This is a genomic window from Streptomyces sp. NPDC057565 (assembly GCF_042801455.1).
Taxonomy (GTDB): Bacteria; Actinomycetota; Actinomycetes; order Streptomycetales; family Streptomycetaceae; genus Streptomyces; species Streptomyces yanii.
On the sequence record NZ_JBHVFU010000110.1, the window covers coordinates 1 to 12,838 of the forward strand.

Annotated in this window: 12 protein-coding genes and 2 pseudogenes; 12 read left to right on the forward strand and 2 right to left on the reverse strand. The window is 66.5% G+C overall.

Annotated elements, in window-relative coordinates; all coding sequences use genetic code 11:
• Positions 1 to 684 precede the first annotated feature (684 nt).
• The gene (locus ACFU8W_RS50540; RefSeq protein WP_384052595.1) at positions 685 to 951 is read right to left on the reverse strand and encodes a hypothetical protein; all 267 of its coding nucleotides are present in this window, start codon (positions 949 to 951) and stop codon (positions 685 to 687) included.
• On the opposite strand from ACFU8W_RS50540, the pseudogene ACFU8W_RS50545 reads away from it, so the two are divergent.
• The 9 genes and pseudogenes from ACFU8W_RS50545 to ACFU8W_RS50585 all read left to right on the forward strand — a co-directional run.
• Positions 941 to 1,258: pseudogene (locus ACFU8W_RS50545) on the forward strand (ATP-binding protein); the annotation flags it as partial. The gene ACFU8W_RS50540 and the pseudogene ACFU8W_RS50545 overlap by 11 nt on opposite strands.
• A 70-nt stretch (positions 1,259 to 1,328) precedes the next feature.
• Positions 1,329 to 2,093, forward strand: a complete 765-nt coding sequence (locus tag ACFU8W_RS50550) for an ATP-binding protein (protein ID WP_384052596.1) — start codon at positions 1,329 to 1,331, stop codon at positions 2,091 to 2,093.
• Positions 2,094 to 2,662: 569 nt separating this feature from the next.
• The gene (locus tag ACFU8W_RS50555) at positions 2,663 to 3,568 is read left to right on the forward strand and encodes a hypothetical protein (protein ID WP_384052597.1); all 906 of its coding nucleotides are present in this window, start codon (positions 2,663 to 2,665) and stop codon (positions 3,566 to 3,568) included.
• Entirely contained in the window at positions 3,568 to 3,771 is a 204-nt protein-coding gene (locus ACFU8W_RS50560; protein ID WP_384052598.1) for a C40 family peptidase, read from the forward strand. Before ACFU8W_RS50555 ends, ACFU8W_RS50560 begins: the two co-directional genes overlap by 1 nt.
• A 1,073-nt stretch (positions 3,772 to 4,844) precedes the next feature.
• Positions 4,845 to 4,976 carry a hypothetical protein gene (locus ACFU8W_RS50565; RefSeq protein WP_384052599.1) on the forward strand — a complete coding sequence of 44 codons (132 nt, stop codon included), beginning with the start codon at positions 4,845 to 4,847 and terminating at the stop codon, positions 4,974 to 4,976.
• Positions 4,977 to 5,721: 745 nt separating this feature from the next.
• Complete coding sequence (locus tag ACFU8W_RS50570) at positions 5,722 to 6,762, forward strand: bifunctional DNA primase/polymerase (protein ID WP_384052603.1); 1,041 nt, start codon at positions 5,722 to 5,724, stop codon at positions 6,760 to 6,762.
• A gap of 107 nt (positions 6,763 to 6,869) precedes the next feature.
• The gene (locus tag ACFU8W_RS50575) at positions 6,870 to 8,285 is read left to right on the forward strand and encodes a phage/plasmid primase, P4 family (protein ID WP_384052604.1); all 1,416 of its coding nucleotides are present in this window, start codon (positions 6,870 to 6,872) and stop codon (positions 8,283 to 8,285) included.
• Entirely contained in the window at positions 8,282 to 8,683 is a 402-nt protein-coding gene (locus ACFU8W_RS50580; protein WP_345509481.1) for a DUF6009 family protein, read from the forward strand. The genes ACFU8W_RS50575 and ACFU8W_RS50580 overlap by 4 nt, the downstream gene beginning before the upstream one ends.
• 146 nt (positions 8,684 to 8,829) lie before the next feature.
• Positions 8,830 to 9,009, forward strand: a complete 180-nt coding sequence (locus tag ACFU8W_RS50585) for a transposase (protein WP_384052600.1) — start codon at positions 8,830 to 8,832, stop codon at positions 9,007 to 9,009.
• A 99-nt stretch (positions 9,010 to 9,108) separates the two neighbouring features.
• Here ACFU8W_RS50585 and ACFU8W_RS50590 read toward each other — a convergent pair whose 3' ends face one another.
• Positions 9,109 to 9,435, reverse strand: a complete 327-nt coding sequence (locus ACFU8W_RS50590) for a hypothetical protein (protein ID WP_384052601.1) — start codon at positions 9,433 to 9,435, stop codon at positions 9,109 to 9,111.
• A 210-nt stretch (positions 9,436 to 9,645) separates the two neighbouring features.
• On the opposite strand from ACFU8W_RS50590, the pseudogene ACFU8W_RS50595 reads away from it, so the two are divergent.
• From ACFU8W_RS50595 to ACFU8W_RS50605, 3 genes and pseudogenes are all read left to right on the forward strand, one after another.
• Positions 9,646 to 10,411, forward strand: a pseudogene (locus ACFU8W_RS50595) (transposase family protein).
• An 830-nt stretch (positions 10,412 to 11,241) separates the two neighbouring features.
• Positions 11,242 to 11,925: a replication/maintenance protein RepL gene (locus tag ACFU8W_RS50600; protein WP_384052602.1), complete on the forward strand. Its 684-nt coding sequence runs from the start codon at positions 11,242 to 11,244 to the stop codon at positions 11,923 to 11,925.
• Positions 11,926 to 11,973: 48 nt separating this feature from the next.
• Positions 11,974 to 12,387, forward strand: coding sequence for a hypothetical protein (locus tag ACFU8W_RS50605; RefSeq protein WP_345509478.1), 414 nt, complete (start codon positions 11,974 to 11,976; stop codon positions 12,385 to 12,387).
• Positions 12,388 to 12,838: the final 451 nt, after the last annotated feature.

The window sequence follows — 12,838 nt, forward strand, 5'->3', positions numbered from 1 at the left end:
CACGGCGCACGCCGACACAGTGGGAGCACTCAATGTTCTACGGGCCGGGCTGGTCCGTCGCAACGCCCACACGGCATAGCGAGAAGCCCCGTCCCTTCAGGACGGGGAGGAGTCACCGCTGCCCTCTACGTCGTCGCCCGCTCTACGGGCACAGTGCACGCCGTGGGCTGGTGGAGCCGTTCCTGCCCGATGGGACCGAACCGGCGGTGCGCGGCCGCAGCCGTACGGCCGCGGCCCTGGGGGAGGTGCTGCCCGCCAAGGGGGGAGCAGATTTCAGTGAGCGCCGTACAGCACCGGGCAATCCGTTTGAGCGGCGCTTCGTTCAGGTCTCCTCCGAGTGGGGCGATTCCTACCAGGCGCTGCCGGCCCTGTCCGAGATGCCCGAGGCGTTCGCGCTGCCCGGTGCGGCGTACCTGCAGCAGCTGGATGATCTGGCCCACCCCGTGGACTGGACCGCCCGGCTGGTCATCACTCCCGGTACCAAGGCGGAGGCGAAGACCCGGCCGGCCCGCCGACAGCGCTTGCGAAGAACGAGGCGGACAACGACGAGTTCCGCGATCAGCTCACCGCCTCGGCCCGCGAGGTCGAGATCCGCGCCATGGTCACTCTTGCGGTCTGGGGTGCCACCACGGGCGAAGCCCAGGGCCGTGCGGCCGCCCTGTCCAGTGATTTCGGCGCCACCGATTACACGTTCTCCCGTCCGGTGGGGGAGCAGACCAGCCTGTGGCACGCGATGCTGCCCGGCTGCCGCACCCCGCGGATGATGACCCGGAACGCCCAGTACCTGCTCGCCCGGGACTTCGCGATGGCCATGCCCTGGTGCGGCTCCCAGCTCGGCGACGAACGGGGCGGCCTGTTCGGGCTGCGGCTCGCTTCCGGCGGTGCCTGCCCGGTCATGGTCGACCCGGCCCGTGGGCCCCGGGAGAACGCGTCGGCGTCGATGGCGTTCATCGGCGAGCTCGGCGCCGGCAAGTCCATCGGCTTGAAGTCGGCGGACTACAACGTCCTGGCCCGCGGCCACCAGCCCGGCAAGCCGAACAGCCGCGGGCGCGCCGTCATCGTTGACCGCACCAAGGAAGAGGAATGGGCGAGGTTCGCGCAAGCGTGCCCCGGCACCACCCAGGTCATCCGCATCGACCAGGGCACCGAAGTGTCCCTCGACCCGCTGCGCCTGTACGTGAAGGACAGCCCCAAGGTCGCGGCCCGCTTCTGCGAGTCCTTCCTGACCCTGCTGCTCGGTGTGAAGCCGGTGGACCTGGAAGGCGTCGCACTGTCCGAGGCGGTGCAGGCCGTCCTGGAGCGGCCCGAGCCCTCCATGCGCGGCCCTGATGGACGAGCTCGTTCTGCGCGGAGGAGAGGACACCCCCGCCCGGAACCTGGCCCGCAAGCTCAAAGCCGTAGCGCGCAAAGACCTCGCCGCCGTCGTCTTCGACGACACCCTCCCGGTCGTGGACACGGCCCGCGCCGACAGCGTCATCTTCCTCGTCAACTCCCTGGCCCTGCCGAAGAAGAGCGAGCTCGCCTCCGACCACCGCATCGAGCGCCTGGAGTTCGAGAAGGTCCTGGGCCGCTCGCTGATGTACCTGATCGCCGCCGTGGCGCGCGAGACCGTCATGCGGCACAAGGACGAGTTCGGCGTCGCCGTCTTCGACGAATGCTGGTGGCTCACCAGCTCGGACGAGGGCCTGGAGCTGCTGCTCGAGCTCATGCGTGACGAACGTAAGCACAACGCCGCCGTCTACGTCGGCTCCCATGACACGGACGATATCGGGCCGGCCGACAGCGAGAAGGGCGCCATCATCCGCGGTCTGATCCCACACCGGCTCCTCTTCCGCCAGACGACTCGCTCGCTTGCCGAGCGCGGCCTGGAGTTCCTCGGCGTCGATGCCGCCGATCCTGAACTGCTGGACCTGGTCAGCGCCGGACTGTCGCCGCTGGACCTGCCCGAGGAGGAGAAGCTCGCCCTGCCGGGGGAGTGCTTGTACCGGAACCTGGCCGGCCGCATCGGACTGATGAAGGTGCTGATCCCGATGGACCCGGCCGTGATGCGCGTCATCCACACCACACCCAGCGACTACCGGCCCGCAGCATGACCACGATCCTGGCCCGGCGGATGTGGCTGCGGACGCTGGGGTCCGCGCGGCTGCGCCTGGCGCTGCTGTTCGCTGCGCTCGCCGCCACCGCCTCACCCTGCTCACGTCGCTGCCCGTTCACGCGGATCCCAGCCCGGAACCGCCGCCGAGCGTGCCGGAGGCAGGCACCCAGCGCACCCCGACACCGGAAGAGGTCGAGGCGATCGAGGAGGTCATGCGCGAGCAGGGCGAAAAGCTCTCCACGGCGGCGCAGGAGGCAATGCTCGACTCGGAGAAGGAACGGCTGCGCAAGTTGCTCGTCGACGGGGGTGGCGTCCTCGGCGTTTTCGACGTCACCGACTCCGATGGCCTGCCGATCAGCGTCTACACCGTCAAGTCGGATACCGGCGGTCTGACGGACTGGGACCTGGGTATCCAGAACTTGCTCACCGAGCTGTGCTTCATGGGCACCAAGTGGCTGATCGCGTTCTGCTGCTGGCTCATCGCCTGGTCCCTGTCCTTCGGCCTGGCCAAGCTGTTGCTCGTCCCTGTGTTGTCGGTCGCCCTCCGTGCTCCGCTCCCTGGGCCAGATGCTTACCGCCGTCATCGCACTGGCGGTGTTCATCCTCATCGTCCAGGCGGTCCTCGACGCCGTGCAGGAAGACTGGGGCAGGGAACTGACCCTGCGCTTCCTGGTGGTCGACGTCGTGTGCATCGGCGCGGTCAAGAAGCGCAAGCAGCTGTCAGCCCGCTCCAAGCAGACCGCCGCGAACTTCCGCGCCAAGATGTCAGCCGCCCGGATCGACGGCACCCACAGCTCCGTCTTCAGCAGTCCCTCCACCTCGGCAGTCCCCAAGAATCGCCACATCGTCTGGAGGACCGCACGCGGTCTGATCCGCGGCACCCTGGCCGGTGTCTCTCTCGCCCAGGGCAAAACGCTCGCTGCCATCACCTACTCCATGCCCCGGACTGTCGGCGCCACCGCGCTGGTAACCCGTATGCAAAACGGCCGCCGCCACAGCCGGCCGCGCCATGCCCGCCCCGCCAGCGGCCCTGCACCGCTTCCTGGCAATCCGCCGGGCGCACCCGGCGGCGCGGGCACACCACTACAGGGGGCCGCCGCCGAGCGGCACCTTGGGCGGCCCGCCCAGGCCGACATACCCGCCACGTCCCGCCGGCCCCACGCGTCCGGCTGGCTCACCGCGCCGGACAGGATCCGCTGCCCGTACCTTGCGCCCCCGCACCGCTCCCGCCGCCACCTCGTCGACCACATCCACGACTGGCACGCTCGCTGCAGACCCGACGAGCCGTCCCCGTCGGCACGTCCAGGCCCAGCGTGCCGTCTCGCGCCGTACCCAGCAGGCGGCCACACCACCGAGCCGATCCGTGAGGGGGCCGGGAGGAGCGGGAGCTGGCTCGGCGGCGCAGGCCTGCGCAAGGACCGTCGTGACGCAACGGCAACACCCCCCGGGACTGGTACGACTGCTCCTCCTTGATGCAACGCGCCTATGGTGTGGCCGGTATCGAAGTCACGCGGACGACCTACACACAGATCAACGACGGAGGGGCAGTGTCGGTCAAGGCGCTCCAGCCGGGGGATCTGGTCTTCACCAACGGCACCGCATCCCGGCCGGAACATGTCGCCATGTTCATCGGCGACGGTTTGGTCGTGCACGCCCCCGACCAGGACGCGTCGTAGAAGTGGCTGAGCTGGCGACCCATGGAACGATCCTGGTTGCCCGTCGCATCGCGCCCTGATTCTCACGCGTTCACGTTCTGCGGGCGGTGGGCATCGCCCAGCCTCGCGCCACTCAGCGAAACGCAGCATGTCACCGTCGTAGGCCCGGTTCGTCTCGTGCGGGATGCGCATCTCGGCGTCCTCGTGCACCTCCGCCGCGTGGTCGGGCGGCGAGGGGCACAACCACGCTGGCCGCCGATACCGCTGTCACATCTCGTCAGAGCGTCCGGCAATCTCTAGCCGCACGATCTGGAACAGGTCGAGAAGGTCCTCAACGTTCTCGACGTACGGACCCTGATCGGTGTGACGGCTCGCGAGCAAATCAGCACCGTTCGCGAGCCGTCACACCCAGAGAGGGCACCGCCTCAGTGCCAGCGGTTGGCAAGTCGAAGTGCCGGTAGAAAACGTGTCATGACCCAAAACGGGCGGTGTGGTTACCGAGTAGCAGCCGGAAGACTGCGCGCCCCGTCCCGATCGCGGGTGCCAAGGCACCGAGCGGCGGGACATGAGCACCAGGCGAAGGGGCCCCGCGGGACGTGCGACGGACCCGCGGGGCCACACGAGTACCGTCCTGTCAGGGCACCCATACCGACCGTACGGGCAACCAGCACTGACCGCTCGTCGGCAACAGCCGGAGTATGCACCCGTCTCGTACGGGACGCCCTCGCTGACCGCGTCACCGTGGAAGTGGTTCCCACCTCGACGTTCAACCCGGGCGAAGGCGAGGTCGGCCGGTGGGCGCGCCAGCTTGGCCGGGTTCATCACGCCGTCGGCGGTGTCCCGGTACGCAGCTCGGCTTCTCGGCTTCTCGGCTGCGTTACAGCGCTGACGACGACAGGATGCGGTGCTTCCTGGAGGGATTGGGCTTTGGGGCGGGTGAGGTCACCGCGTTGGTTACGGGGGTGGTGTGGCTGGCGCCGGATCAGACTGTACGGCAGCTGGGGGATCGGGCGGCGGACTGTGCGTTCCATGGGGCGAGGGACCTACTGCGCGGGGTCTTTCGCAGACATGCGGAACCGGCGACGGTGCCCTCGTTGACTCTCGAACAGCTCGCCGAGGTGCGGCAGCGGGTGCTGGAGGTGGCGGCCCGGCGCGGCCTGGAGCAGGAGCGTGCCGAGACGGTCGCTGACGCGGTGGTGGCCAGGGTGGCGCTGCGGGGGCGGTGAAAACCGGTGCTACGGGGAGCCGCCTGGGTGGCCTCCGGCCACGAACGTCACGCACGGTCATTCTTATAACCCGCCGCACCCATTGGCGACACCCTTGAGAACGGCCGGGTTGGGGCCCGGGCCACCGAACCGTCGGAGGGTCAACCTGCAAACGACGGTACAGCGACGCAAGCGACTGAACCCCATGGGTGTCTGTTCCTGGAATGCCGGCCTGTTCCTTCGGTCGCTTCGGTCGCTTCGGTCGCTGAGCCAGTGAGGATCCTGCCTCAGCGACTCAAGCCAGGCAGCCCGGAGCAGGCTCAGTCGCTGCCTTGGGATACGGCAAACCTGCAGCTCAGAGGACATCGTCCAAACGGAGCAGCGACTGAAGCGACTCACGATGCTTGTATATGCCGTCATTCCTGAGTGCGCGTGTGCGTCATATATAGAAGACTTCAGTCGCTTCAGTCGCTTTCTGTCTTCCGGGAGGCTTCTGACCTGCGGTTTTCGGTGAGCTCGGAGGTGAGCGACCGAAACCCGCTGGGTCGCTGCCCATCGTTTCGGTCGCTGGCTGACGGTCTGCCCCGACACGGAAGCCTTCCGTTTTTCAGGGGGTGGGGGCAGGTTGGCCGCGCACTTCGCTAGTGTGTGTTCATTGTTGAGTCGCTTCAGTCGCTAATGGGGGAACCACATGCCTGCTGAGCTGCGCTTTTCTCGCAGCGACTCAAGGCAGTCAGTCCCTGAAGGTTCAGTCGCTGACTCCTTGATGCTGGCTACGGCCCGGTGGTGTGCCAGCCGTGGGTGGCCAGTGCACCCGCTGACGCCTGGACGTAAGACCCCGGCCGGGAACTGCGCTCAGTGCCGTGAGGCAGGGCACTCCCACCACAGGTGCGACTGCCGGGCAGCTGGTCGGTGGTGCCACGGATTTCACGCAGCAACCCTCGACAGAGCCCGAATCGACCAATGGTGGAGCTATACGCCTGACTTCGGTGTAGGTATCGCGTGCGGCCCCGCAGGACTGGTCGTCATCGATGTCGACGCTCACCGGCAGCCGCTCCCGGACCGGGATCAGGTCTTGCCGGGCATCCCGATCCCAAAGGGCGTCGATCTTCGGGGACTGGCCAACGGCTACCACACTCTTGGCGTCCTGGCCGCTTTGCGTGGTGTAGCGAGCCCCGCTGACGACGAATCCACCCTGCGCGTACGAACCCCGTCAGGAGGGCTGCACGTCTGGTACCGCGCCACTGACGGTCGACGCTGGCAGTGTTCGACCGGATCGAGCGGCGGCCGGGCCTTGGCCTGGCAGGTAGACGTCCGTGCTCACGGCGGCTACATCATTGCCCCCGGCACCAGAACAAGTGCAGGAACGTACACACCGCTCGGAACAACTCGGGAACCTGCACCGCTTCCGACGTGGCTGGCCCAAGAACTTGAGCGCACCGGGCACCTTCCGGCCCCAAGCGTTTCTGCCCCACGTTCTGTTCCGCCACGCGCCCGCCAGGCTGTCATTGCGGCCGGCGGGGGCGCCAGCCGCGCCAGCCGCACTTTGGCCACTGTCCTCGGCGAGGTCGCCGCCTGTTCAGCCGTGGCTGAAGGAGCGGGATTTTCGGACAAGCTCAACCGTGCCGCCTTCACCGCAGGCGGGCTGGTTGCGGCAGGGCACCTTGCTGAGCAAGCCGCCGCTCAAGCACTGCAGGAGGTAGCCGACGTGGCCCGCCCCCACCAGACGCGCCGCATCGAGCAGATCATCCGCAGCGGCATGAATGCTGGCATACAACATCCTTTGGACCCGGGGAGTCGCTCGTGACATCCTCCGCCAGCGACGACGGCTTCCTCTTCAACTTTGATCCGCAGGCCGTAGCAGCCCAGATCCTCGCTCAGGCGGCACCGCGGCTCCCTGCTCAGGCAGGCGAAATGCGCTTGGCGGTGGTGCACGACAATCCGGCCACGGCCGCCGGCCTGCTACCGGACACACTCTCGGACCGCGGCAACGCCAAACTGTTCGTGAAGCTGTACGCCAACGACTACCGCCACGTTCCCGGCCTCGGCTGGTTCCGATGGGACGCAACCCGCTGGCAGATCGACGAAGACGACGCCGTCGTCTGGGCAGCCGGCGACCTCGCTGAGAACCTGGCCGTCAGCGACCCTCGGGGCGTCTACACCCCGGCAGCGCTGCAGCAGCATCGACGCCGGGCGCTGAGCACGTCGGGCATGAACGCCATGCTCACCCAGGCCAAGGCAGCCCCGGGCATGGTCCTCAATGCCGCACTCCTGGACGCTGACCCCTACGTCCTGTGCACACCCTCAGGGGTGATCGATCTGCGTACCGGCCTGCTGAGAACACCCGACCCGAACAAGGACTTTCACTCCCGCTCGACCTCGACCGGACCGACACAAAGCCCTACCCCACGATGGGACCGCTTCCTTGCCGACACCTTCGGCGACGACGCGGAAGGCACGGAAATGATCGGCTTCCTGCACTTGCTCCTGGGCTATTCGATCACTGGCGACGTCGGCGGACAGGTAATGCCGTTCCTGTTCGGATCCGGCAAAAACGGCAAGTCCGTCCTCCTGGATGTGCTGATGAAGCTGTTGGGCGACTACGCCGACGCCGCCCCGCCCGGCTTCCTCATGGCCCGCCCCTACGAGGGCCACCCCACCGACCTCGCTGAACTCCACGGCCGACGCGTCATCGTGTGCTCCGAGGTCAAACCCGGTGACAAGTTCGACGAGGCACGCGTCAAACTCCTGACCGGCGGAGACCGAATCAAAGCCCGCCGAATGAGACAGGACTTCTTCAGCTTCGCCCCCACCCACAAGCTCTGGCTGCTGGGCAACCATCGCCCCGAAGTCGGCACCGGCGGCTTCGCCTTCTGGCGCCGCATGAGGATGATCCCGTTCGAACGCGTCGTCTCCGACGACCGCAAAATCGACAACCTTGCCGACATCCTGGTCGCTGAAGAAGGCCCCGGCATCCTCAACTGGCTCATCGAGGGAGCACGCCGCTACCTCGCAGGCGACAAGAACCTCACCGGCCCCCAACGAGTCCGCATCGCCACCACCGCCTACGCAGAAACCGAAGACCACACCGGACGTTTCCTCGAGGAGTGCTGCGCTCTCAACCCAGAGCAGCGAGCAGAGCAGACCAGGCTCTACGCCGCTTACAAGGACTGGTGCCAAAATGAAGGAGCACCTGCCATCTCATCCCGAGCCTTCGCCACCCGCGTGCGTGAACTGGTCGGACTCGCATCGCCGAAGGAAATGAAAGTGTCCAACCAGCGCAAGTACTATCCGGGCATCGGACTGCTCGCCGACGGGGAGACAACGTGAGCTCTCTCATTACAGAGGACGAGATCTGCCACGAGATCGAACTCGTCTGGCTCGAGGACACGACCGACCTCGACTACGTACGCCAGAGCCTCGACCGGCTACCCACCCGCCGAGCCAAGCCCGCATACCACCGAGACGGGCGCATGGTCGGCTACGCACTCCTCGGCCCCAAAGCCAAACCTTCACGCTCCTCAGGAACCTTCCGCAGACGTGTCTTCTGGCTCCTGCCCCACGACCGGGACACCGACGCCGACGGCGTCTATGCCTCCGGCGCGCCCGCCGAGGCCATCGACCCACGCACACTCGCCCCGGCAAGAAAAGGACGAAAGACGGAGCGCTCCGAAGGCGGACCTCCCTCCAGCGCCATGCAAGAACTCGGCATAACGTTCCCTCTCTGAGAGGGCGGTATGTGAGTTGATCGGGGCTTTGTCGTCACGTGAACGTGTGGGACTGCGGCACCCCAGCCGGTCGGCGGGCTGGGGCGTGCCGGGCTGAACACCGTGAGCGAGCACAAGCCCTACAAGACCGACCCGTCCGATGAGCAGTGGCGCTGATCGAGCCGGCGATCGCGGAATGGAAGGCTGCACACCCCTCGGTCAGCTGCCACCAGGGTCGGCACGAAATGTGGGAGATCGTCAACGCGCTCCTCTACCAGGGCCGCGCCGACTGCCAGTGGGACCTGCTTCCGCACGACCTGCCGCCGCGCGGCGCGGTGAAGTACTAATTCACCAAGCGGTGCGACGACGGCACCGACCAGACCTTCCACGACCTGCGGCGCTGGCAGGTGCGGGAGAGGGCGCGGCGGACGTGGGAAGTGCCATCCTCAGCGTGTCTTCAGGCCACGGTCTTCAAGTTCGTCCGCGCACTCCTCCGGTACCCATACAGCCTTCACAGTGGCTCTGCCCCGGTAGGTAGGGGTCGCGGAAGGGTTGAGCGCTTCATGCCGTTCCTGCTCCGCCTCGGTGCGGGCTTGTTCGATGTCGTCGGCGATCGCCTTGCAGTTGACGACGTACGTGCCCGTCGGTACCGGCTCCTCGGTGGGAGATTTCGGCTTGTCCGTGTACGGCCCGGCGTTGAGGGCTGAGGTGGCGGCGATGCCGACCAGGCACAGCCCCGCCCAGACGGCGGTGATCCACCGGCGAGTGCTCAAGAGCCGACCATTTCGACGGCGAGACCGACGACGGTGAGCATTGCAGTGCGCGAGACCTTCATCGAAGCTCCTTCCTCAAAGGGGCTGGTACAGCGAGCTTCTGCCAACCTACCGACGATTCACGTTAGTTGGTTTTGGTCATGCGCAACAGCAGAGCTCCTGATAGGCGGGTTCTCGACCACGATTCCCCATGCTCACCAGGAGCTTCGCGTGCTTGTTTACCCGTCGGCGATCGGTCTGTCCAACACGCACCTGCGCTACCTCACCCGTCGACTGACCGCCTACCGCCGGGAGATCGGCTCGCGCTGGCGGCGCCTGGTGCCGGGACGCCAGCTCCTCCTGGTTCTGGCCCATCTGCGCTGCGGCGACACCTATGCCCGGCTCGCTGCCGGGTTCGGCATCGGGATCGCCACCGCCTACCGCTACATCACCGAGGCCGTCGGCCTGCTGGCCGACCTCGCCCCGACACTCGTCGAGGCGGTCCGGATGGCCTCGACGAAGGGCGTTCGCCCTGCTCGACGGCACGCTGCTGCCCATCGACCGGATCGCCGCCGACCGGCCGTTCCACTCGGGCAAGCACAAGAAGCACGGAATGAACGTGCAGGTCATCGCCGATGGCTTCGGCCGCCTGCTGTGGGCATCTCCGGCCCTGCCTGGGGCCGTCCACGATGTCCGCGCGGCCCGCGAGCACGGCATCGTCGACGCGCTGGCCCAGGCCGGCCTCCCCTGCTGGGCCGACAAGGGCTACCAGGGCGCCGGGGGCACGGTTCGCGTTCCCTGCCGCGGCAGGTGGGAGACGCTTTCCACCGGCCAGCAGGCCGTCAATAGGTCCCACGCGAAGATCCGGGCCCTCGCCGAGCAGGCCGTCGCCACCCTCAAGTCCTGGCGATTCCTCCGCAAGCTCCGGTGCTCGACCGCCCGCATCACGAGTCTCGTTGAGACCGTCCTCTGCCTGCATCTGGCCAGCTCAAACTGACGATGGAAAGAGCTCAGTGCGATCCTGCCGAGTGAGCCAACCCGTCTGTCGTTCATACGAGATCGGCTGAGCCGGTAGGTAGCAAGAAGGCCTGTGTTGGTTTCGCAGCGAGCGGTAGCTCCTCAGCCCTGGCGGGCTTCCGGTGCCCCGCGGGGGCGTCCGAGGTCAGCTACGCGGCAGCAGGTCGTTGACTGCTGGAGAGGCCTCTCAAATTGGCTGAGCAAGGTGGTGGCGCAGGTGACCACTTGCGGATGTCAGGAGAGGACCGCTGCGTCAGGGCTGGCTTTCGGGGGTTGCGGTGGAGACATGCGGCAGTGACGGCTTCGGCATGAAGCAGTGCGGGAGTTGCCCCCAGAGTTTGCCGGGATGGCGGTCGTTGGTTGCTCTTAAGTAAGAGAACGCACCGGCTAGCAAGGCTCTGACCTGCGCTTTTGTGAGGTCGATGTTGTCGTGGGGAGCACATTTCAGGTGTTGAAATGTCAACGTGGCCGTCACATCTTGCTCCATAGATCAAGCAGTGCTTGATTGCTGCTTCGGCCGCGAAACTGGGCGCATCGCCGCTGGTCAGGGACCTTGCGTGCGCGGCCGAAGCAGCGCAACCGGCACCGCGGCGATCCATGGAATGTGCTCTACATGCGACACACAAACTCAAGCAGCGCTTGATAAATCGGATCACAGTCGAACGGAAAACAAGCACACGTTGATTTTTGATGCCGCCTCGCGCTTCAGGGCGGAAGGCGTCGTCTTGCTGGCGCGCCGGTGCGTCAAAAGACAAGCTCCCGTTGATTTTTCGGATAGGGTCTGTACTGCCTGAGTACAAGGGAGGTCATGTGTCACCTGAACTGCCGGCCCGGCGCCGTCCGGGCGGGCCACGATCTGTTCCGCTGCGCGCTTCCGACAACGTCGCGTACGACGACATCCTGAGCGTGCTGGGGAGACAGCTCGGCGAAGCCGTCCCGACCGCCGACCCGCGAGGCCGCCGCAAACTCAAAGGGGTCACCTTCGAGTACGGGGACGACCCTCGCGCTGTCCACGACATGGCCGGCAACACGGGCTACAGCCTCGCGAGCAACTGGTTCACCCAGCTACTCGCGCAGCTGGCCGTCGCCAACTCCATCACCAAGTCGCAGCTGTGTGTCTTCCTCTTCGTCGCCGGAGGGCAGGTCCCGGGCACCGGCATCGCCCAGTACACCCAGCAGGAGATCACCGACGGGCTGAACAAACTCGCCGTGCAGAAGAACGGCAAGAAGATCACCCGGTCCACGGTGAACCGCGCCATCAAAGCCCTGTGCGAGTACAACTGGGTGGAGAAAGCCGGGAACGGGGCGATCCAGCTGAACGTGAGGCTGTGGTTCCAGGGCAACAGCACCGCCCAGCGCGAAGTGCTGGCGACGATTACTTCCGAGCATGGCGACGATCTCAGCGCCTTTCCTCATAACATCGGTCCAGAGCCGCACCAGGAAGAGTTCGACTTTGGGCAGGCTGCCTATACCAGGGAGAAGAGGATCGGTTGATACCCCGCATGAACCCTGGCAGCAGACAATGAGGAAGGTGGAGGCCTGATGGCTGAGGTTCTGTCTCCGATCGTCTCCGATCGCATCTGGGCCGTGCCGGTATCAGGGGCGGCAGTGAAGTTCCTTCAGTACCTTGTGTTCCGCTCGGAGTTCGGGGGACACCTGCCCGTACGACAGAAGGACATGGCGAAGGAATACGGGATCACCCCCCAGGCGGTCAGCCTCCTCATGGCGCCCCTCTGCGATCTCAAGATCGTTCTCCGGCCCCGCAACGAAGGCCGTCAGGGCAACAGCTACCGGCTCCATCCACTGGCTGCCAAGTACCAGAACCACGACGACATGGAAGCGGCCTTCCGGCACACGCTGGACGCCATCAGGAACGGCCAACTCCCGAACCTCGAGCTGCCTTCATACACCACGGCGCCACCGCGTGAGGGCAAGCCGAATCTTCAGGTCGCCTGACCAAAACAAGGGCCCCGCCAGAGTCTGGCGGGGCCCTTGTGCCTGAGTAAGAGGTACACACGCACTATACCGCCCCTGACCGTTCCGCTCCAGGCGCGCTCAGCCAAACAGGGGACCGAGCCGATCTCCCTGGCACCCTTCTTCACCAGCCAGTCGCGCCCACAATCCGCTGACCAGCTCACCCGCGACCGAACGTCCGCAACAGCAGCTCGGGGTCATCGTCTCTCTGCGGCGTGTTTCAGGGCGTTGAGAGCACCGTGCTGACCCGAATCACGCTGTCGCTGATGCGGAGAGCGTCCACCAGCCGGTCATCCCTGATCTTCGCGGGGGATCCCGGCCTTCAGGCCGGGCGGGACCGCGATCCCTGGCCCGGAGGCGCGGAGCGCCGGAGTTCTCTGCGTTGTCAGTGGCGCCGGCTATGTTGGCCGGACTGACCCAAAAGGGGGGTGGG